The organism is Streptomyces sp. NPDC058664, from assembly GCF_042716635.1.
Lineage (GTDB): Bacteria > Actinomycetota > Actinomycetes > Streptomycetales > Streptomycetaceae > Streptomyces.
The window spans coordinates 25,903-46,142 of record NZ_JBHXRW010000036.1; the positions used below are offsets into that span (position 1 = coordinate 25,903).

General features: G+C 72.5%; 19 protein-coding genes. 10 read left to right on the forward strand and 9 right to left on the reverse strand.

From position 1 onward, the window contains the following. The first annotated feature begins 6 nt into the window (after positions 1-6). The 3 genes from ACFWUY_RS26470 (at position 7) to ACFWUY_RS26480 (ending at position 2,211) form a co-directional block, all read left to right on the forward strand. Positions 7-429, forward strand: coding sequence for an organic hydroperoxide resistance protein (locus ACFWUY_RS26470; RefSeq protein WP_384114140.1), 423 nt, complete (start codon positions 7-9; stop codon positions 427-429). A gap of 120 nt (positions 430-549) precedes the next feature. After that, entirely contained in the window at positions 550-1,380 is an 831-nt protein-coding gene (locus ACFWUY_RS26475) for an EI24 domain-containing protein (protein ID WP_384114143.1), read from the forward strand. Between the two features lie 12 nt (positions 1,381-1,392). After that, entirely contained in the window at positions 1,393-2,211 is an 819-nt protein-coding gene (locus tag ACFWUY_RS26480) for a pectate lyase (RefSeq protein ID WP_384114147.1), read from the forward strand. Between the two features lie 58 nt (positions 2,212-2,269). On the opposite strand, the gene ACFWUY_RS26485 is transcribed toward ACFWUY_RS26480, so the two are convergent. After that, positions 2,270-2,983 (reverse strand): carbon-nitrogen hydrolase family protein, encoded by a 714-nt coding sequence (locus ACFWUY_RS26485; protein ID WP_384114150.1) that lies wholly within the window; start codon positions 2,981-2,983, stop codon positions 2,270-2,272. Between the two features lie 32 nt (positions 2,984-3,015). Further along, on the reverse strand, positions 3,016-3,591 hold the full coding sequence (locus tag ACFWUY_RS26490) for a TetR/AcrR family transcriptional regulator (RefSeq protein WP_384114153.1): 576 nt from the start codon (positions 3,589-3,591) through the stop codon (positions 3,016-3,018). Between the two features lie 146 nt (positions 3,592-3,737). On the opposite strand from ACFWUY_RS26490, the gene ACFWUY_RS26495 reads away from it, so the two are divergent. Beyond that, the gene (locus ACFWUY_RS26495; RefSeq protein WP_384114156.1) at positions 3,738-6,164 is read left to right on the forward strand and encodes a glycoside hydrolase family 3 protein; all 2,427 of its coding nucleotides are present in this window, start codon (positions 3,738-3,740) and stop codon (positions 6,162-6,164) included. Positions 6,165-6,224: 60 nt separating this feature from the next. Here the strand turns inward: ACFWUY_RS26495 and ACFWUY_RS26500 are convergent, their stop codons facing one another. Next, on the reverse strand, positions 6,225-7,130 hold the full coding sequence (locus tag ACFWUY_RS26500; RefSeq protein ID WP_384114159.1) for an SGNH/GDSL hydrolase family protein: 906 nt from the start codon (positions 7,128-7,130) through the stop codon (positions 6,225-6,227). 259 nt (positions 7,131-7,389) lie between these two features. Here ACFWUY_RS26500 and ACFWUY_RS26505 point away from each other — a divergent pair, with 259 nt between their 5' ends. Beyond that, complete coding sequence (locus ACFWUY_RS26505) at positions 7,390-7,884, forward strand: DUF3145 domain-containing protein (protein WP_015033415.1); 495 nt, start codon at positions 7,390-7,392, stop codon at positions 7,882-7,884. Between the two features lie 65 nt (positions 7,885-7,949). Further along, positions 7,950-9,461 carry a PQQ-binding-like beta-propeller repeat protein gene (locus ACFWUY_RS26510; RefSeq protein ID WP_384114164.1) on the forward strand — a complete coding sequence of 504 codons (1,512 nt, stop codon included), beginning with the start codon at positions 7,950-7,952 and terminating at the stop codon, positions 9,459-9,461. A 242-nt stretch (positions 9,462-9,703) separates the two neighbouring features. Here ACFWUY_RS26510 and fabF read toward each other — a convergent pair whose 3' ends face one another. The 5 genes from fabF to ACFWUY_RS26535 all read right to left on the reverse strand — a co-directional run bounded on the left by fabF (position 9,704) and on the right by ACFWUY_RS26535 (position 14,589). Beyond that, positions 9,704-10,966 carry a beta-ketoacyl-ACP synthase II gene (gene fabF, locus ACFWUY_RS26515; RefSeq protein ID WP_384114167.1) on the reverse strand — a complete coding sequence of 421 codons (1,263 nt, stop codon included), beginning with the start codon at positions 10,964-10,966 and terminating at the stop codon, positions 9,704-9,706. A 79-nt stretch (positions 10,967-11,045) separates the two neighbouring features. Next, positions 11,046-11,294, reverse strand: coding sequence for an acyl carrier protein (locus tag ACFWUY_RS26520; protein ID WP_384114175.1), 249 nt, complete (start codon positions 11,292-11,294; stop codon positions 11,046-11,048). Positions 11,295-11,350: 56 nt separating this feature from the next. Then, entirely contained in the window at positions 11,351-12,382 is a 1,032-nt protein-coding gene (locus ACFWUY_RS26525) for a ketoacyl-ACP synthase III (protein WP_384114178.1), read from the reverse strand. An 18-nt stretch (positions 12,383-12,400) separates the two neighbouring features. After that, a complete protein-coding gene (locus ACFWUY_RS26530; protein ID WP_384114181.1) occupies positions 12,401-13,318 on the reverse strand; it encodes an ACP S-malonyltransferase in 918 nt (305 codons plus the stop codon). Positions 13,319-13,407: 89 nt separating this feature from the next. Beyond that, a complete protein-coding gene (locus tag ACFWUY_RS26535) occupies positions 13,408-14,589 on the reverse strand; it encodes a PucR family transcriptional regulator (RefSeq protein WP_384114189.1) in 1,182 nt (393 codons plus the stop codon). Positions 14,590-14,671: 82 nt separating this feature from the next. On the opposite strand from ACFWUY_RS26535, the gene ACFWUY_RS26540 reads away from it, so the two are divergent. Beyond that, positions 14,672-15,340, forward strand: a complete 669-nt coding sequence (locus ACFWUY_RS26540) for a pirin family protein (RefSeq protein ID WP_384114195.1) — start codon at positions 14,672-14,674, stop codon at positions 15,338-15,340. 4 nt (positions 15,341-15,344) lie between these two features. On the opposite strand, the gene ACFWUY_RS26545 is transcribed toward ACFWUY_RS26540, so the two are convergent. Continuing rightward, positions 15,345-16,514: an Ig-like domain-containing protein gene (locus ACFWUY_RS26545; RefSeq protein ID WP_384114201.1), complete on the reverse strand. Its 1,170-nt coding sequence runs from the start codon at positions 16,512-16,514 to the stop codon at positions 15,345-15,347. 207 nt (positions 16,515-16,721) lie between these two features. Here ACFWUY_RS26545 and ACFWUY_RS26550 point away from each other — a divergent pair, with 207 nt between their 5' ends. From ACFWUY_RS26550 to ACFWUY_RS26560, 3 genes are read left to right on the forward strand one after another with little or no spacing between them, the layout of a single operon-like run. Next, the gene (locus tag ACFWUY_RS26550; protein WP_384114204.1) at positions 16,722-17,897 is read left to right on the forward strand and encodes a lipid II:glycine glycyltransferase FemX; all 1,176 of its coding nucleotides are present in this window, start codon (positions 16,722-16,724) and stop codon (positions 17,895-17,897) included. Then, entirely contained in the window at positions 17,894-19,507 is a 1,614-nt protein-coding gene (murJ, locus tag ACFWUY_RS26555) for a murein biosynthesis integral membrane protein MurJ (protein ID WP_384114211.1), read from the forward strand. The genes ACFWUY_RS26550 and murJ overlap by 4 nt, the downstream gene beginning before the upstream one ends. A gap of 43 nt (positions 19,508-19,550) precedes the next feature. Then, positions 19,551-20,234 carry a response regulator gene (locus tag ACFWUY_RS26560; protein WP_384114217.1) on the forward strand — a complete coding sequence of 228 codons (684 nt, stop codon included), beginning with the start codon at positions 19,551-19,553 and terminating at the stop codon, positions 20,232-20,234. The last annotated feature ends 6 nt before the right edge of the window (positions 20,235-20,240 follow it).

Here is a 20,240-nt window from a genome sequence, read left to right on the forward strand (position 1 = left end):
CCTCGCATGTCGATCCAGCACTCCGACGTCGTCTACACCGCCGTCGCCACCGCGGAGAACGGCCGTGACGGCCGTGTCGCCAGCGACGACGGCCAGCTCGACCTCGTCGTCAACCCGCCCAAGGCCATGGGCGGCTCCGGTGCGGGCACCAACCCCGAGCAGCTCTTCGCGGCGGGCTACAGCGCCTGCTTCCAGGGCGCGCTCGGTGTCGTCGCCCGCAACGAGAAGGCCGACGTCTCCGGCTCGACGGTCACCGCCGAGGTGGGCATCGGCAAGAACGACGACGGCTTCGGCATCATCGTCAAGATCTCGGCGACCATCCCGAACGTGGACGCCGAGACCGCCAAGAGCCTGATCGAGAAGGCGCACCAGGTCTGCCCGTACTCCAAGGCGACCCGCGGCAACATCACGGTCGAGCTCGCCGTCTGAGTCCGGACGCGCGGGACCGACGGGCCGCATCCCCACCGGGGGTGCGGCCCTCGCCGCACCCCCGGCCGCCCGGCGGACGCCCCGGACGCCACTGATGAAGCCACCGATAAAGTGACCCCCATGCGCGATCTCGGGGTGGGTTTCGGTTTCCTGGTGCAGGGCCAGCAGTGGGTGGCCCGGCACGGGCGGTGGTTCGGCTTCGGGCTGTTGCCCGGACTCGTGACCCTCGTGCTCTACGTGGGCGCGCTGATCGGCCTCGGGTACGGCGCCGACGACCTGGCCGCCTGGGCGACCCCGTTCGCCGACGACTGGTCCTCTCCCTGGCTCGGCTTCCTCCGCGGCACCCTGACGGCACTGGTCTTCGCCTTCGGGCTCTTCCTCGCGGTCATCACCTTCACCGCCGTCACCCTGCTCGTCGGCCAGCCCTTCTACGAGTCGCTCTCCGAGGCGGTCGACCGCAGCGAGGGCGGCGAGGTGCCCGAGTCCGGGCTGCCGCTCTGGCGCGAGCTGTGGATCTCGGCCCGGGACAGCCTCCGCGTCCTGCTGCGGGTCGCGTTCTACGGCATCCTGCTCTTCGCCTGCGGTTTCATCCCGGTGGTCGGCCAGACCGTCGTTCCCGTCATCGGCTTCTGTGTCTCCGGCTTCTTCCTCACCCATGAGCTGACGTCCGTCGCGCTCCAGCGCCGGGGCGTCGAGTTCAAGGAGCACCTGCGGCTGCTCCGCGGGCGCAGGAAGGTCGTCCTCGGCTTCGGTGTCCCGCTGACCCTCTCCTTCCTGGTGCCCTTCGTCGCCGTCCTCCTGATGCCGGGAGCCGTCGCGGGCGCCACCCTGATGGCCCGTGAACTGCGCGGCGAGACGCCCGGCGACGAGAACGCCGAAGAGAACGATCAAGAAGGCGGCAACCTTCCTCCCGCCGGTGGCGACAAGGGGGTGTACCACCTCCCCCACTAAGGAAGAAGCACCATGACGTCCCACAAGCGGAAGACGGGCCGCCGTCGCGCGGTCATCGCCGGCCTGAGCGCCCTCGGCATCACCGGCGCCGCCGTCGTCACCAGCACCCTGCTCGCCCCGGCGGGCGCCGCGAGCGCGGTGGCGGCCTGGCCGCAGGCGAAGGGCAGCAAGGCGGTCCCCGCGAGCATCCAGGTCTCCGGTACGTACGACGGCAAGCTCCAGCGCTTCTACGGCACCGGTGAGCTGGGCTCCGACGGCCAGGACGAGAGCCAGCAGCCCGTCTTCGTCCTCAAGGACGGCGCCGTCCTCAAGAACGTGATCATCGGCTCCCCGGCCGCCGACGGGGTCCACTGTCTCGGCAGCTGCACCCTCCAGAACGTCTGGTGGGAGAACGTCGGCGAGGACGCCGCCACCTTCAAGGGCACCTCGGCGTCCGCCGTGTACGCGGTCCACGGCGGCGGCGCGAAGAGCGCGTCCGACAAGGTCTTCCAGTTCAACGGCGCGGGCAAGCTGGTCGTGAACAAGTTCCAGGTGTCCGACTTCGGCAAGCTGGTCCGCTCCTGCGGCAACTGCAAGAAGCAGTACCCGCGCACGATCCTGATCAACGACGTCGACATCACCACGCCCGGCAAGTCGATCGTCGGCGTCAACGCCAACTACGGCGACACCGCCACCCTCCGGAACATCCGCGTCCACGGCGACACCAAGAAGAAGATCAAGCCGTGCACCCGCTTCGCCGGCAACAACACCGGCAAGGAGCCCAAGGAGATCGGCACCGGCCCCGACGGCACCACCTGCCGCTACTCGGCGGGCGACCTCTCCCACGACTGACGTCCGTGGGCGCCCGGCCCCCCGGCCCGCGGGGGCCGGGCGCCCTGTCCGGCCCCGCTCAGCCGACCTCGGCGAGCACGAAGCCCGGCCCGTCGCTCCCCGCGTCCGCGATCCGCTCCCCGTCCGGACCCCAGGCCCCGGCCAGCCCGGTGCCGACCCCGTCCTCGTTGGACCCGAGGACGTTGCCGAGCACCACGTAGAGCCCGAAGTCCCGGGCCCGTACCGGATACACCTTCTCGAACGAGTCGTTGTCGGCGGAGAGCACCGAACTCGCCAGGTAGACCGCGCAGTCGTCGGCGACGGCCCGCTCGGCCAGCTCCGGGAAGCGGTTGTCGTAGCAGGTGGCGGTCGCGAACCGGACCCCGTCGAGCGTGAACCGCCCGTCGGTGGTGCCCGCCGCGAAGACCTCCAGCTCGATCCCGTACAGGTGCTGCTTGTCGTAGCGCGTGAGGAGCGACCCGTCAGGACCGATCACCAGCGTGGTGACCGCGGGCCGTCCGCCGTCCGTCCGCACCGGCCCGTTGACCACGGCCGCCGCCGAGACGGCGCGGCAGGCCTCCCGTACGGCTTCGAGGCGCGGGTCGTCCTCGGTGAGCACGAGCCCCGGGGTGTCCCTGATCAGGGACGGCTCGTACCCGCTCAGGCAGAGCTCGGCGAAGACGACCACGCGGGCCCCCTCGGCCCCGGCGGCCCGGACCAGACCGGCGACCGTACGGACGTTGGCGTCGATGTCCCCGGCGACCGGGGCGAACTGGGTGGCTGCGACGATCATGACGCCATCATCCCGCCCGTCCCCCGGAGCTCCTAGCCCGGCTCCTCGCCCCCGTGAAGGAGGCGCAGGAAGTCACGGAAGGCGGCCGGCATGTCCACCGCCGCCGGGTCCAGGAGCCACTGGTACTGGAGCCCGTCCATCACCGCCGTGAGCAGGGGCGCCGCCCGCTCCGGGGTGAGTCCGCCCGGCAGCCGCTCGCCGAACTCCAGGCGGAGCACCTGCGCCATGTTGGCCCGCACCTGCGCGTACCGCTCGGTGAAGAAGGCGCGCGCCGGGTGCTCGTCCGTGACGCTCTCGCCGAGCAGCGCGGAGAAGGTCTGCACGATCCCCGGCCGCATCGCGTTGTACTCGACGAGGGATTCGAGCAGGTCGAGCCGCCAGCCCTCGCGGTCACGCCCGCCGCTCGTGTCCCAGCGGTCGCGCTCCTCCAGGACGGCGACGAGCAGCGCCTCCTTCGTCGGGAAGTAGTGCAGGAGCCCCTGCTGGGTCAGCCCGACCCGTTCGGCGACCGAGCCCAGGGTGGCGCCCCGGTAGCCGCGCTCGGCGATCACTTCGAGGGCGGCGCGGAGGATGTCCGTCCGCCGCTCCTCACTCCTGGCCCGCGCCATCGCCGTGGCCCCCTTTCCGAGTTTCCGAGAGGACCGTACCGCTTCCGCAAAAATAACAAGAAGATTACGTTACCTACCGTTCTACAGGGTGGGGGTGCACGATGGCCGCATCGGGGTCACCAGTACGTCAACGAGGAGGTACGGCCATGACGGACACGGCACGCGAAGAGGTCGTCGACGCGGCGCTCGCCAAGCTCGACCTGGACGCGAAGACCCGGCTGCTCGGCGGCCAGGACATGTGGTCCCTGCCCGCACTGCCCGAGATCGGCCTGAAGTCCCTGGTCATGTCCGACGGCCCCGTCGGCGTCCGCGGCGTCCGCTGGACCGCCGACGACCCGTCCGTCGCCCTCCCGTCCCCGACCGCGCTCGCCGCCGCCTGGGATCCCGCCCTCGCCCGCCGCGCCGGCCGCCTCCTCGCCCAGGAGGCCCGCCGCAAGGGCGTCCACGTCCTCCTCGCGCCCACCGTCAACCTGCACCGCACGCCGCTCGGCGGACGCCACTTCGAGGCGTACAGCGAGGACCCCTTCCTCACCGGCGAGATCGGCACCGGCTACGTGCGGGGCGTGCAGGACGGCGGCGTCGGCACCACGGTCAAGCACTTCGTCGCCAACGACGCCGAGACCGACCGCTTCACCGTCGACAACAGGATCGCCCCGCGCCCGCTCCGCGAGCTCTACCTCGCCCCCTTCGAGGCCATCGTCCAGAACGCCCGCCCCTGGGGCATCATGACCGCCTACAACCAGGTCAACGGCGTGACCATGACCGAGCACCGGTACCTGGTGAACGAGGTCCTGCGCGGCGAGTGGGGCTTCGACGGGATCAACGTCTCCGACTGGATGGCCGCCCGCTCCACCACCGGCGACATCGAGGGCGGCCTCGACGTCGCCATGCCCGGCCCCGTCACCGTCTACGGCGAGGCCCTCGCCGCCGCCGTCCGCGCCGGCGAGGTCGAGGAGTCCGCCGTCGACACGGCCGTACGCAACGTGCTGCGGCTCGCCGCCCGCGTCGGCGCCCTCGAAGGCGCCCCGCCGGCCGTCACCGAGCCGCCCGCCGCGATCGACGGCGACGCCCTCGCCCGCGAGATCGCCCGCCGCGGCTTCGTCCTCGTACGGAACGAGAACGAAGCGCTCCCGCTGCCCGCGAACGGCACCGTCGCCCTCTCCGGCGCCGCCGCCCGCGACGCCCGCGTCCTCGGCGGCGGCTCCGCCCAGGTCTTCCCCGACCACGTCGTCTCCCCGCTGGACGGCCTCACCGCCGCCCTCCCCGAAGGGACCCTGACGTACGCGATCGGCGCCGACCCCAGCGACGAACTCGCGCCCGCCGACCAGGGGTTCACCCTCCGCGCCCGCTGCCGCGACGCCGGGGGCCGGCTCCTCGGCGAGGGCTCCCTGCCCAACGGGCAGGTCCAGTGGATCGGCGACGACCTGCCGGCCGGCGTCACCCACGACACCCTCGCCTCCGTCGAGGTCGTCGGCACCTTCACCCCGCGCGAGACGGGCACGCACTCCTTCGGCACCCGGGGCCTCGGCGCCTACACCCTCACCGTCGCCGGGGAGACCGTCTTCGACGGCGTCCAGGCCATGGGCCCCGAGAGCGACCCCTTCGAGGCCCTCTTCGGCGCTCCGGTCGAGCGCGCCAAGATCGAGCTCACCGCCGGCGAGACCGTCGAGGTGTCCCTGCTCCACACCCTCGACAAGGAGTTCGCCGTCCCGCTGCCGGCCGTCGTGTTCTCCTTCGTCCACCTCGGTCCCCGCCGTGACGCCGACGAACTGATCGCCGAAGCCGTCGAGGCCGCCCGCGCCGCCGACACCGCCGTCGTGGTCGTCGCCACCACCGAGCGCGTCGAGTCCGAGGGCTTCGACCGCAAGGACCTCGCCCTCCCCGGCCGCCAGGACGACCTCGTACGGGCCGTGGCCGCCGCCAACCCGAACACCGTCGTCGTGGTCAACGCAGGCTCCCCGGTCGAGCTGCCCTGGCGCGAGGACGTGGCCGCGATCCTGCTCACCTGGTTCCCCGGCCAGGAGGGCGGCGCCGCCCTCGCCGACGTCCTCACCGGCGCCGAGGAGCCCGGCGGACGCCTCCCCACCACCTGGCCCGCCGCCCTCGCCGACGCCCCCGTCACCGACGTCACCCCCGTCGACGGCGAACTCGCCTACGACGAGGGCCTCTTCATCGGATACCGCGCCTGGGACCGGCTCCAGGAGCCCCCGGCGTACGCCTTCGGCCACGGCCTCGGCTACACCACCTGGTCGTACGACTCCCTCGTCGCGGGCCCGGACACGGCCACCGTCCGGATCACCAACACCGGCGCCAGGACCGGCCGCGAGGTCGTCCAGATCTACCTGGCGCCGCAGGCCGGAGGCCCCGACCGCCCCGAACGCCGGCTCGCCGGCTTCGGATGCGTCGAGGCCGGCCCCGGCGAGACCGTCGAGACGCAGATCGCGCTGCCCCGCCGCGCCTTCGAGATCTGGGACGAGGAGAAGAACGCCTGGACCTTCGTCCCCGGCCGCTACGAGGTACGGGCCGCCCACTCCCTCGCCGACACCCGACTGACCGTGACCCTGGAGGTCTGACCTGCCGGGGAACCCCACGACCGACCCCGGGGCGGCACCTGACAACCGCCCCGGGGTCCCTCACTCCTTCGTGATCCGCCGGTACGCGAGCTCCGCGAGCCGCGCCTGCCCGTCCTTGCTCGGATGGAACCAGTCCCAGGGGCTCAGCTGCCCGCCGTCGAAGCGGAAACCGAAGACCGCCCCGCCGTCGTACCGGCACCGCGTGTCCTTCGCGCAGACGTCCCGCAGGACCGAGTTGTACGCGACCACCCGCTCATGGACGGTCGTCCGTCGCCGCTCCGCCACCGGGCCCAGGTCCGTCGCGTCCGCCAGCATCGAGCCGCAGATCCCCAGCTTCCACACCTCGAGTCCCATCGGGCTCAGCCGCCCCGTCGACCACAGGTGCTTGAGATCGGGCACGCTCGCCACGTACACCTGCGCCTTCGGCGCGCCCGCCCGCAGCCGGGCGAGCGCCGCCTCGAAGGAGGCGCGGAAATCGGCGACCGGCGTCATCAGGTCCGGGGTCGGCCGGCAGGCGTCGTTCGCGCCCATCATCACCGTCACGAGCTCGGGCTTCTCGGCGGCCGCCTGGGCCATCTGCTCCGGAAGCTCGGCCATCCGCGCACCCGTCCGGGCCAGGTTCCAGCTGCGGCCGGCCACCTTCGCAGGGCCGAGGAGGCGGAGCGCCAGGCTGTTCACCGTGGTGTCCGTGCCGGTCGCCCAGGACACCTCGGGGCAGTCCGCGAGGACGTCGCAGGCGTCGAAGGCCCGGGTGACGGAATCGCCGACGGCGGCGACGGAGCCGGGGGAGACGTCCCACAGCGGGGCCGGCTTCGGCGTCGGCTTCGGTGCCGCCTTCGGCGTCGGGTCCGCCGTGGCGGTCTTCACCGCGGGCTCTTCCGAGGTGCAGCCGGACAGTACCCCCGCGCACAGCAGTGCCGCCGTCGCGGTGGCGACAGCGGTACGGAATCGGCGTCGGCCGCGCATCCCCGGCCCCTCCTTCGGCGTCCTGGCGGGTGAAAGCTTCGTGTTCACCCGCCCCCGGACCGACCGTACGTCACACCGACGACGGCGCGGCACGGTAGCTTTTCCCCCGTCGAACCAGAGGCGCCTTCGCCGACCGGCTCCGGTAAATTACATCACGTCACATACTGTCCCTTTTTGGGTGGTTTGTGATGTTTCGCTCCTGATGCTGTTTACTGAGGCCGCTGGGGAAGGCGAACCTCGTCCCACACTGGAGGTCCCGGTGACGACACGTGGAGTCCTGTACGTTCACTCCGCACCGCGCGCGCTGTGCCCGCACGTCGAATGGGCGGTCGCGGGTGTCCTCGGCGCGCGGGTCCAGCTCGACTGGATCCGCCAGCCGGCGTCCCCCGGCACCTGGAGAGCCGAGTTCTCCTGGCAGGGCCGCACCGGCACCGCGTCCGAACTCGCCTCCGCCCTGCGCGGCTGGCAGATGCTCCGCTTCGAGGTCACCGCGGAGCCCTGCCCCACCGCCGAGGGCGAGCGCTACAGCGCCACCCCCGACCTGGGCATCTTCCACGCCGTCACCGGCATGCACGGTGACATCCTGATCCCCGAGGACCGGCTGCGGGCCGCCCTGGCGCGTTCCGCGCAGGGCGAGACCCAGCTGGAGGCCGAGATCGCCAAGCTCCTCGGAAAGCCCTGGGACGACGAACTGGAGCCCTTCCGGTACGCGGGCGAGGGCGCACCCGTCCGCTGGCTCCACCAGGTCGTCTGACGGGGTTTCACCGGCGCGCTGTAGATTCCGTCCGGGCGCGCGGGGGCGCGCCGGGCGGGAGAGACGTGATACGCGACAGCGCGACGGGGGCGTTGTTCGGCGCGGCGGTGGTCTTCCTGGGGGCGGGAGTCGTCGGCGGAGCCTGGCCGACGGGCTGGGCGGCGCTGGTGTGCGCCGTGGTCCTCACGGCCGTGGGGGTCACGGTCCGGGCGGCACGGCGGGGCGGTACGACACCGACGGCCGGGCGGCAGGACGCGGTGCCGCACGGCCACGCGGGCCCGTCCAAGACCGACAGCACCACCGGCCCCGCCTTCCGAGGCCGGTCCTCCCTCGTGGCCGCCGCCGTCGTCTGGGCCCTCGCGCTCCTCGCCGCCGGTGTCTGGGGGATCGCGGCGGGCGACGACGAGGACGACGAGCGGGAGGACGACGCGGGGAAGCCCGCGGCCTCCGGCTCCCCGTCCCCCGACCGGAAGCCGGCCGTCGCGTGGACGATCCCGGGCGCCGGCCAGAAATACGACCACGGCGCCGGCTCCTGGGGCCTCGGCTCCACCGTCGCCCATGGGCGGATCGACGGGCTCTTCGCGTACGACGGCGCCGACGGAACCGTCCGCTGGAGCGTGCCCGCGCCCACCCGGGAGGCGCTCTGCGCCATGTCCCCGAAGACCGGGGAGGGCGTCGGCCTGATCGCCCACGGCCGCCACGACAAGCCCTGCACCACCCTGCTCGCCGTCGGCGCCCCGGACGGCAAGGTCCTGTGGAAGCGGACCCTCGGTGGCGGGGGCCTCGTCGGCGGTGCCCTCGCCGTCGGCGGCGCCACCGCGGTCACCGCCGAGGACCGGGCCGTACGGGCCCGCTCCGCCCAATCCGGCGAACAGCGCTGGGAGCGGGCGGTGGCCAAGGGGTGCCGGGTCCTGGCGCTCGACGCCGACGCCACCCGTACCCTCGTCGTCGAACAGTGCGGCAAGGGGGCACGGCTCCTCGCCCTCGACACCCGTACCGGAGCCCAGCGGTGGGCCCGGGACCTGCCCGTCGAGTCGACGGCCTCGGCTTCGGTGGTCTCCGTCTCCCCGGCCGTCCTCGCCGTCGACGAGGCGGACACCCGGGGCACCCACGCCTTCCTCGGCTTCGACGACAAGGGAGCCCCGACCGTGAGCGTGCCGTTCACCGGTCCTGAGGGCGTCCTCTCCGGCCTCTGGAGCGTCCGCGAGGGCCGGACCGTCAGGCCCCTCGTCCTCGACGGCCTCCTCGTCACCCTCGCCGCGAGCGATTCGACCTCTCCGAGCACGGTCGTCGCGTACTCCCTGAAGGACGGCCGGAAGGTGTGGGCGCACGACAGCGACGCCCAGATGATGGCACTCGCGACCGAGCCCGACGGCCGGGTCGCCTACCTCGGGTACGACGCGACGATCACCCTCCTCGACCGCGCCACCGGCAAGGTCCGGGGCGTCCTCGCCCCCGGCACGGGCAAGCAGCCGGAGGTCTCCATCTACCCGGAGCTGGTCCCCGTCCCCGGCGGTCACGTCGTCCTCAACCAGGTCCTGGTCCAGGCCGAACCGGCCGCCTTCGCCCTGCGCTGACCCACGCGAAAGGCCCGCCCCCGGTCGGGGGCGGGCCTCACACGTCGGGTGTGGCTCAGACCGTGCGGAACGCCAGGACCACGTTGTGGCCACCGAAGCCGAAGCTGTTGGCCTCTTCCCCGTGCGCCCCTCGCGCCGCTCCGCGGGCTTCGGGGCGCTGTGCCGGACTCCGTCCGGCGGGGGGTGTGGCGGAGGCCCGCTCCCCGGGCGGGGAGCGGGCCTCCGTGGTGTCGGGCGTGGCGTCAGACGGTGCGGAACGCCAGGACCACGTTGTGGCCACCGAAGCCGAAGCTGTTGTTGATCGCGGCGATCGTGCCCTGCGGGAGCTCGCGGGGCTCGTCGCGGACGATGTCCGCTTCGATGGCCTCGTCCAGCTCGTCGATGTTGATCGTCGGCGGGGCCAGGCGGTGGTGGAGCGCCAGGACCGTCGCCACGGTCTCGATGCCGCCGGCGCCGCCGAGGAGGTGGCCGGTCATCGACTTCGTCGCGGAGATGGCGACGTGGTCGAGGTCGTCGCCCAGGACCTTCCGCAGCGCCTTGATCTCGGCGACGTCACCCTGCGGCGTCGACGTGGCGTGCGCGTTGAGGTGGACGACCTCGGACGGCTTGAGGTCCGTCGAGTCGAGCAGGTTCTGCATCGCGGCGGCGATGCCCCGGCCGGTCGGCTCGGGCTGCGCGATGTGGTGGCTGTCGGCCGACAGGCCCTGGCCGAGGACCTCGCAGTAGATGCGCGCGCCGCGCGCCTTCGCGTGCTCCTCGGACTCCAGGATCACGACGCCCGCGCCCTCGCCGAGCACGAAGCCGTCACGGCCGGTGTCGTAGGGACGCGAGGCCTTCGTCGGCTCGTCGTTGTTCTTCGACATCGCCATCATGTTGGCGAAGGCGGCGATCGGCAGCGGGTGGATCGCGGCCTCGGTACCGCCGGCGACGACCACGTCGGCGCGGCCGGTGCGGATCATCTCGACGGCGTAGCCGATCGCCTCGGCACCCGACGCGCACGCGGAGACCGGGGTGTGGACGCCCGCCCGGGCGTTCACCTCCAGGCCCACGTTGGCGGAGGGGCTGTTCGGCATGAGCATGGGCACGGTGTGCGGGGACACGCGGCGTACGCCCTTGTCCTTCAGCACGTCGTACTGGTCGAGCAGTGTGGTGACGCCGCCGATGCCGGAGGCGATGACGGAACCGAGCCGTTCGGGAACGATCGTTTCGTCGTCGCCGGCCGGGGCGGTGTAACCCGCGTCGGCCCAGGCCTCACGGGCCGCGATCACGGCGAACTGCGCCGAGCGGTCCAGCTTGCGGGCGAGCGGGCGGGGAAGGACGTCACCGGGGTCGACGGCGGCGGTCGCGGCGATCTGCACGGGCAGTTCGGCGAAGCGCTCGCCCTCCAGGGGCCTGACGCCGGAGCGCCCCGCGAGAAGACCTTCCCAGGTCGACGCGGAGTCGCCACCCAGCGGTGTGGTTGCGCCGATACCGGTAACGACCACGGTGCGATTGGTCGAGCTCACAGGAATTCGTTCTCCATGTGTGTGATGGTCGGAATACGGCGCCACCGCCGGGTGGCGGACCGAGTCAGCAAGGGCCGAATCAGGCCTGGTTCTTCAGGATGTAGTCGGCAGCGTCGCCGACCGTCTTGAGGTTCTTGACGTCCTCGTCCGGAATCTTGACCTCGAAGCGCTCTTCGGCGGCGACGACGACCTCGACCATGGAGAGCGAGTCGACGTCCAGGTCGTCGGTGAAGGACTTGTCCAGCTGGACGTCCTCGACCGGGATGCCGGCGATCTCGTTGACGATCTCGGCGAGGCCTTCGACGATCTGGTCCTGGGTGGCAGCCATGGTGGCGCTCCTTCTTGTGTGTGCTTGGGTTCGGGCTTCCGGAAGAACCGGAGTGCCTAGGGGAGGGTAACGACCGTCGCGGCGAAGACGAGACCCGCCCCGAAGCCGATGATGAGCGCCGTATCGCCGCTCTTCGCCTGACCGCTCTCCAGGAGCCGCTCCATCGCGAGCGGAATCGAGGCGGCCGACGTGTTGCCGGTGGTCTCGACGTCGCGGGCGACGGTGACGTGCTCCGGCAGCTTCAGGGTCTTCACCATCGAGTCGATGATCCGCATGTTCGCCTGGTGCGGGATGAAGACGTCCAGGTCGTCCGCCGAGATGCCGGCGGCGTCCAGGGCCTGCTGGGCGACCTTCGCCATCTCGAAGACGGCCCAGCGGAAGACCGCCTGACCCTCCTGCGTGATGGCGGGGAACTTGATCTCGCCCTGCTCGTTGAGGGGAAGCTTCGAGACGTCGCCCACGTGGAACTCGTTCCACGGGACGGTCTGCTTGATCGTCTCCGACTTGTCGCCCTCGGAGCCCCAGACGGTGGGGCCGATGTGCGGCTCGTCGGAGGGGCCGACGACCACGGCACCGGCGCCGTCGCCGAACAGGAAGGCCGTCGCGCGGTCCTCCAGATCCGTCAGGTCGCTGAGCCGCTCGACACCGATGACCAGGACGTACTCCGCCGAACCCTCGACGATCATGCCCTTGGCGAGGGTCAGGCCGTAGCCGAAGCCCGCGCAGCCGGCGGAGATGTCGAACGCGGCCGGCTTCCCGGCGCCGATCTTGTCGGCGATCTCGGTGGCGACGGCCGGGGTCTGCTTGAAGTGCGAGACCGTGGAGACGATCACGGCGCCGATCCGCTCCGGGGTGATCCCGGCGTCGGCGATGGCCTTGCCCGAGGCCTCCACCGACATGGCGGCGACGGTCTCCTCGGGCGAGGCCCAGTGGCGGGTGGAGATACCGGAGCGCGAGCGGATCCACTCGTCGGACGAGTCGATCGTCTCGAGGATCACCTCGTTCGGCACGACCCGGGTGGGGCGGTATCCACCGACACCGAGGATCCGTGCGTACGGGGCGCCCTTGCTGGGCTTGATCTTCGACATGCTTCTCGACACTCCTTGTCAGACGGCCGCGTGCTCAGCGATGAGCGTACGGGCCGCGTCGAGGTCGTCGGGAGTCTTGAGGGCGACCGTGGCGACGCCCTTCAGGGCGCGCTTGGCGATGCCGGTGAGGGTGCCGCCGGGGCACACCTCGACCAGCGCGGTCGCGCCGAGTTCCTGGAAGGTCTCCATGCACAGGTCCCAGCGGACCGGGTTCGCGACCTGGCCGACCAGGCGGGCCACGATCTCGGCGCCGTCGGTGACGACCCGTCCGTCCTTGTTGGAGACGTAGCGGATGGCCGGGGCGGCCGGGGACAGCTGCTTCGCCGCCTCCTCCAGCTTCGCCACGGCCGGGGCCATGTGGTGGGTGTGGAAGGCGCCGGCGACCTGCAGCGCGACGACCCGGCGGACGCCCTCGGGCTTGTCGGCCTCCAGGGCGGCCAGTTGCTCCATGGTGCCCGCGGCCACGATCTGCCCGGCGCCGTTCACGTTGGCCGGGGTCAGGCCGAGCTTCTCCAGATGCGGGAGGGTCACCTCGGGGTCGCCGCCGAGCAGCGCCGACATGCCGGTCGGGGTGATCGCGGCGGCCTCGGCCATCGCGAGCCCACGGGTGCGTACGAGACGCAGCGCGGCGGTGTCGTCGAGGACGCCCGCGAACGCGGCGGCGGTGAACTCGCCGACGCTGTGGCCGGCGACGACACCGGGGGACACGGCGCCGAGCGCCGCGGCGGACAGCAGGCCGGCGGCGACGAGCAGCGGCTGGGCCACGGCGGTGTCACGGATCTCGTCCGCGTCCGCCTTCGTGCCGTAGTGGGCGAGGTCGAGCCCGATGGCGTCGGACCAGGCCGCGACGCGGTCGGCGGCACCGGGGAGTTCGAGCCAGGGAGTCAGGAAGCCGGGCGTCTGGGCGCCTTGGCCGGGAGCGACGAGTACGAGCACCCTCACACTCTCTCTTGGGGACGGCTCCGAGCGCCCGTGGGGACAGGGACGAAGAACCGTCGGGGTAATTGTCGATGTTCGACAAAAGTCTAGGACTGCGTATCTCCGTCGGCCAAGCGCCCCAGGATGAGCGCGATCCGCAGCGTGAACGCGGAGCGGACGTCGGAGGGTGACCAACCGGTGACGTCGGTCACACGTCGGAGCCGGTAGCGCACGGTGTTCGGGTGGACGAAGAGCATCCGGGCCGCGCCTTCCAGGCTGCTGGCCTGCTCCAGGTAGACACTGAGAGTTTCCAGGAGCGCCGAACCCGCTTCCTCCAGCGGTCTGTAGATCTCCTCCACCAACTGCTCCCGCGCCGAAGGGTCGGACGCGATGGCGCGCTCCGGGAGGAGATCGTCCGCCAGAACGGGCCGCGGGGCGTCCTGCCACGCCGTGCACGCCTTGAGGCCGGCCGCCGCCGCCTGGGCGGAGCGGGTCGCGGCGAGCAGGTCGGGGACGACGGGGCCCGCCACGACAGGACCCGCGGCGTACGGGCCGATCAGGGCCTTCGCCACGGCGAGCGGGTTGTCGTTGCCGCCCGCGATGACGACGAGACGGTCGCCGAGCACACCGGTGAGGACCTGGAGCTTGGCGTGGCGGGCCGCCCGGCGGATCGCCTCGACCGTCAGCTCGCTGTCACCGTCGGGGGCCGTGCCGAGGATCACGCACACGTGGTCGGGGGAGTTCCAGCCGAGGGCCGCCGCGCGGGAGACGGCGCCCTCGTCGGCCTCGCCGGAGAGGACCGCGTTCACCACGAGCGATTCGAGACGCGCGTCCCAGGCGCCCCGGGCCTCGGCGGCCTGCGCGTACACCTGGGCCGTCGCGAAGGCGATCTCCCGGGCGTAGACGAGCAGCGCCTCACGGAGCACCGACTCGTCGCCGGGGGCGGCGACCTCCTCGATCGCCGACTCCATGACCTCGATCGTGGTGCGGACCATCTCCACGGTCTGGCGCAGGGTGATCGCCCGGGTCAGCTCGCGGGGCGCCGTGCCGAAGACGTCCGTCGAGATCGCCTGCGGGGTCTCGGGGTGCCGGAACCACTCGGTGAACGCGGCGATACCGGCCTGGGCGACCAGACCGATCCACGACCGGTTCTCGGGCGGCATCGCCCGGTACCACGGAAGCGTCTCGTCCATGCGGGCGATGGCACCGGCGGCGAGCCGCCCGGAGGACTGTTCGAGGCGCTTCAGGGTCGCGGTGTGCGGGTGAGGGCGGTTCGTGGGTTCTGGCACGGGGACAAGACTGCCTTATCGGGACGGCGGCGTGCGGGGTCGGGGCGGCTTCGCCTCCGGGGGCGGCACTACCGTGGGGCCCGTGATACGCATCCAGCGCGCCGCCGAGCGGTACCCCGGGGGCGACCCGGCGGCCGGGATCGAGACCCGGCACGCCCTGTCCTTCGGACCGCACTACGATCCCGACAACCTCCGCTTCGGCGCCCTCCTCGCCTGCAACGAGGAGCGCCTCGCGCCCGGCGCCGGCTTCGACGAGCATCCGCACAGCCACACCGAGATCGTCACCTGGGTCGTCGAGGGCGAGCTCACCCACCACGACACGGCCGGCCACACCACGGTCGTGCGCCCCGGCGACCTCCAGCGCCTCGGCTCCGCCGGCGGCGTCCGGCACGTCGAACGCAACGACGCCGACGTACCGCTGGTCTTCGTGCAGATGTGGCTCGCGCCCCTTTCGCCGGGAGGGGAGCCGTCGTACGAGGTGGTGCGCGGCCTCGACGGGCCGTACGACCTGCCGGAATCGGACGCCGTACTGCACGTCCACCGCCTGACGGCGGGCGCCCGCACCGCCGTACCGGCGGCCGACTTCGTGTACGTCCACGTCGTACGCGGCACGGTGCGGCTGGACGGCGAGGACCTCGCCCCCGGCGACGCGGCCCGCCTCACCGGCACCGGGGGGACGGAGCTGGCCGCCACGGGCGACGCGGAGGTCCTGGTCTGGGAGATGCGGGACCGGCGCAAGGCCCTGGGCTGACCCTTCAGGCGAGCGCGCTCTTCGCCCTCCACTGTTCCCAGCTGACGTTCCATGCCCCGTAGCCGTTGCCCTCCGCCACGACCCCCTTCGTGTCGCGACCGCTGATCTCGAAGGGGTCGCCGACGTTCACCGAGGCGTAGAAGGACGCCGCGTCGGCGTCGCTCATGCCGATGCAGCCGGAGCTCTTGTTGGCGTTGCCGAAGTACGCCGCGTTCCACGGGGCGGCGTGCGCGTACATGCCCGACCAGGTCAGCCGCATCGAGTGGTCGACCATCTTGTCGTAGGCGTCGCCGAGGCCCACCGTCTCCGAGTTCATGTTGATGGTGCCCTCCTTCGCCATCAGGACGGCCGTGCCCCGCCAGGACCGCTTGTCGCCGCCCGGGGTGCCGCCGGAGACCGGGATCGTGCGGACGGCCCGGCCGTTCCGGTGCACGGTCAGCCGGTGCCGGTCGAGGTCGACCTTCACGATCTGCGAGGCGCCGATCGTGAAGCCGGTGCGGTAGTCCCGCACGAACCAGCCGCCGCCCGAGTCCGTGCCGTTCAGGTCCGCCTCCAGGGTGACCTTCGTGCCGGGCTTCCAGTACTCCCGGGGCCGCCAGTCGGCCCTGTCCCGGCCCGAGTAGTCCTTGACCCAGCCCCAGGAACCCTCGGTGGCGTTCGACGTGGTCACCTTCAGCTGCCGTTCCACGTCCGCCTTCCGCGTCACCGGCAGGTCGAAGACGATCGACAGCGGGTGTCCGACGCCCACCGTGGTGTTCTTGCCGGGCGCCAGGGTCAGCTTGTTGACCCGCTCCGGTTCCGGGGTGGTGAAGGAGGACCGGGTGGTCGACTCCTTGCCGTCGGCCGTACGGGAGGTCACCTTCACCGTGTACGAGCCGCCCGGCACCGCCTTGCGGTCGGAGGTCCAGCGCGCCCCGTCCGCGCCCGTGCGTCCGGTGAGGGCCCCGCCGTCCGCGTCGACGACCGTGACCTCGGCGATCGTGCCGCCCGACGCGGTCACGGTCACCGGCCGGCCGGCCGCCGGGTCCACGACGGTCACCTTCGCGGGCGGAGCCGCCGACGCGGAGGCCCGGTCCCGCGAAGGGCCGTTCGCCGCCTGCGCCGTACAGGCCGTGAGGGAGACGCTCACGGCCACGGCCGCGAGAACGGGACGGGGTGTGCGTATGCGCAGCACGGAAGACCTCCGCGATGGTGGGAAGTGGGTGGGATGTCCTGGACTGTAGGTCGCCCCCGGCGCCCGGAGGCCGCGCGAGGGCCATGTGACGAGGGCTGCGACGCAACGGTCATGGTCCGGTCACATTGACCGCGCGCTTCCGTCGAAAACGGCTGTGAGCCTGCTGTGCGCCCCACCACCGAGGGGCGGAACAAGGAGGCTCCCGTTGTGTCAGCGCTGCTCGTGACGGCCGCACCCGCCGACCACCGCGCCCTGCGGCTCGGTCCCGTGACCCCCGAGGCCTACCGTGCCTTCCTCGCCACCCGCACCGGCGCCGACGGGGCCAGCTTCCTCCAAGTCCCCTCCTGGGCGCAGGTCAAGGACGGCTGGAACCACCAACTCGTCGGCTGGGGGCCCGATTCCGGACCGCTGACCGGCGTCGCCCTCGTCCTCCTGCGGCCCTTCCCCGGCACCCGCAAGTACTTCGCCTACCTTCCCGAAGGGCCCGTCGCCGACTGGTCCGACCCCGACGTCGACGGCTGGCTCGACCCGCTGCTCGGCCACCTGCGCGCCTCGGGCGCCTTCGCCGTGCGCATCGGACCGGGACCCGCCCACCGGCGCTGGAGCGCCGCCACCGTCAAGGCCGGCACCGGACCACGCCGCCGGCTCGCCGACGTCCTCGCCGACGAGGTCGACCCGCTCGGCACCGTCGTCGCCGAACGCCTGCGGGCGCGCGGCTGGCGGCGCTGCGGCGGGGAGTCCGAGGACGGCGCCGACGCCCAGCCCCGGCACGTCTTCCAGGTCCCGCTCACCGGCCGCACCACCGACGACCTGTGGAACGGCCTCAACCAGGAATGGCGGCGCAACGTCCGCAAGGCCCGCAAGTCAGGCGTCGAGATCACCGTCGGATCCGCCGCCGACCTGCCCGAGTTCTACCGGCTGCTCCGCATCACCGAGGAGCGCGACGGCTTCCGGCTCGGCCGCTCCCTCGCGTACTACGAGCGCCAGTACGCCGTCCTCAACGCCGAACAGCCCGGCCGCATGAAGCTCTACCTCGCCCGCCACGAGGGCGAGATCCTCGCCGCCCACACCATGGTCACCGTGGGCGGCCGCGTCTGGTACCAGACCGGAGCCTCCGCCGACCACCGCCGCGAGGTCCGCCCCTCCAACGCCCTCCAGTGGCGCATGCTGCTCGACGCGCACGCCCTCGGCGCCGCCGTCTACGACCTGCGCGGGGTACCCTCCACCCTCGATCCGGACGACCGCGCCCACGGCCTCCTCCGCTGGAAGCTCGGCACGGGCGGACAGGTCGTCGAGACCCTGGGGGAGTGGGAGACACCGATGCGAGGCACGACCAACCACGCGCTGTACCGCGCCTTCCAGGCGTACATGGCCCGCCGATGACGGCCACGCTCACCGCCGAACGCCCCCGCGCCGAGGGCACGCCGTCCGCGCTGCGCAGCGGTGCGCTCATGGCCGCCGGCTCGCTCGTCTCCCGCGCCACCGGCTTCGTCCGGGCCGCCGTCGTCGCCGCCGCGCTCGGCGCGGGCTACGTCGCCGACGGCTACGCGGTCGGCAACTCCGTCCCCACCATCGTCTACACGCTGCTCCTCGGCGGCGCCCTCAACGCCGTCTTCGTCCCCGAACTGGTCAAGGCCGCCAAGGAGCACGACGACGGCGGAGTCGCCTACACCGACCGGCTCCTCACCCTCTGCGCGCTCGCCCTCACCCTGATCACGGCCGTCGCGGTCCTCGCCGCGCCCCAGGTCGTCGACCTGTACACCGACTACACGGGCGAGCGGCGCGAGATGACCGCGGCCTTCGCGCGCGCGTGCCTCCCGCAGATCCTCTTCCTCGGGCTCTTCACCCTCCTCGGCCAGGTCCTCAACGCCCGCGGCCGGTTCGGCGCCATGATGTGGACGCCCGTCCTCAACAACGTGGTCGTCGTCGCCGTCTTCGGCCTCTTCCTCGTCGTCAGCGACGGCGGCACCCTCACCCCCGGCGAGACCGCGCTGCTCGGCTGGGGCACCACCGCCGGCATCGCCCTCCAGGCCCTCGCCCTCGTGCCCTCGCTGCGCGCCGCCGGCTTCCGCTGGCGGCCCCGGTTCGACTGGCGCGGCAGCGGCCTCGCCGCACCGCTGCGCTCGGCCGGCTGGCTGGTGCTGCTCGTCCTCACCAACCAGGGCGCGTACTGGGTGACCACCCTGCTCGCCACCTCGGCGGGCGAGGACGTCAGCGGCGGCGGCCTCGCCGCGTACAACAACGCCTACCTGCTGTGGACCGTCCCGCACGGCATCATCACCGTCTCCCTCGTCACCGCGCTGCTGCCCCGGATGAGCGGCGCCGCCGCCGACGGCGACCTCGCGGGGGTCCGCAGGGACGTCTCGTACGCGCTGCGGACCAGCTCGGCGGCGGTCGTCCCCGCGGCCTGCGCCCTCCTCGCGCTCGCCGTACCGCTGATGACGGTCGTCTTCCGGTACGGGGCGACCAGCGCCGACGACATCCGCGCGATGTCCTGGATCCTGATGGCCTTCGCGCCCGGCCTCGTCGCCCTGTCCGGCCAGTACGTGTGCACCCGCGCGTTCTACGCCCTGCGCGACACCCGCACCCCCTTCCTGCTCAACCTGGTGATCGCCGGCCTGAACGCGCTCCTGTCGTTCACCGCGTACCACTACCTGCCGACGCACTGGGCCGTCGCGGGCATGGCGGCCGGGTACTCCCTGGCCCTGTGGGCGGGCTGGGGCCTCACGGCGTACGTACTGCGTCGCCGACTGGGCGGGACACCGTCGGGCGGCGCCGCCCCCGCGCTCGTACGGCTGCTGGCCGCGGCCGTCCCCGCCGCCGGGTACGGACTCCTCGTCACCGACCTCACCGGGCCCGCGGGGGCGGTGCCCGCCGGGCTCGCCGGGGCACTGACCGTCATCGGCGTCTTCGCGGTCCTCGCCCGACCGCTCCGCCTCACCGAACTCCGGACCCTCCTCGCCTCGGCCTCCGCCCGCCTCCACCGCCGGTGACGACCCCGCCGGACCCCCGCCCCGACCCTGGGATACTCCACACATGCCCCGCGTGCTCCTGATAGAAGACGACCCCTCCGTCCGTGAAGGCGTCGAGCTCGGGCTCCGCCGCCGCGGGCACGAGGTGCGGACCGCGCCCACCGGGGAGGCCGGTCTCGACGCGCTCGGCGAGTTCCGGCCGGACCTGCTGCTGCTCGACCTGATGCTGCCCGGCATGAACGGCGTCCAGGTCTGCCGCCGGGTCCGCGAGAGCAGCCAGCTGCCGATCATCATGCTGACCGCCCGCGGCGACGACTTCGACGTCGTCATCGGCCTGGAGGCCGGCGCCGACGACTACATCGTCAAGCCCGCCCGTACCGAGGTCATCGAGGCCCGGATCCGGGCCGTGCTCCGCCGCATCGAGGAGCCCGGAGGCAGCCGGTCCGCCGTCGAGTTCCACGGGGAACTGGCCATCGACCGGGCCGGCCTCACCGTCGCCAAGTCGGGTGAGCGCATCGCCCTCGCCCCCTCCGAGCTGAAACTCCTTCTGCACCTCACGGCCGCGCCCGAGCAGGTCTTCAGCCGGCAGCAGCTCCTCGAACACGTCTGGGAGCACAGCTACCACGGGGACGCCCGGCTGGTCGACGCCTGTGTCCGCCGGCTGCGGAACAAGATCGAGGACACCCCGGGCGAACCCCGCTACATCCAGACCCTGCGCGGCTTCGGCTACCGCTTCGGACCGCTGTGAAGACCT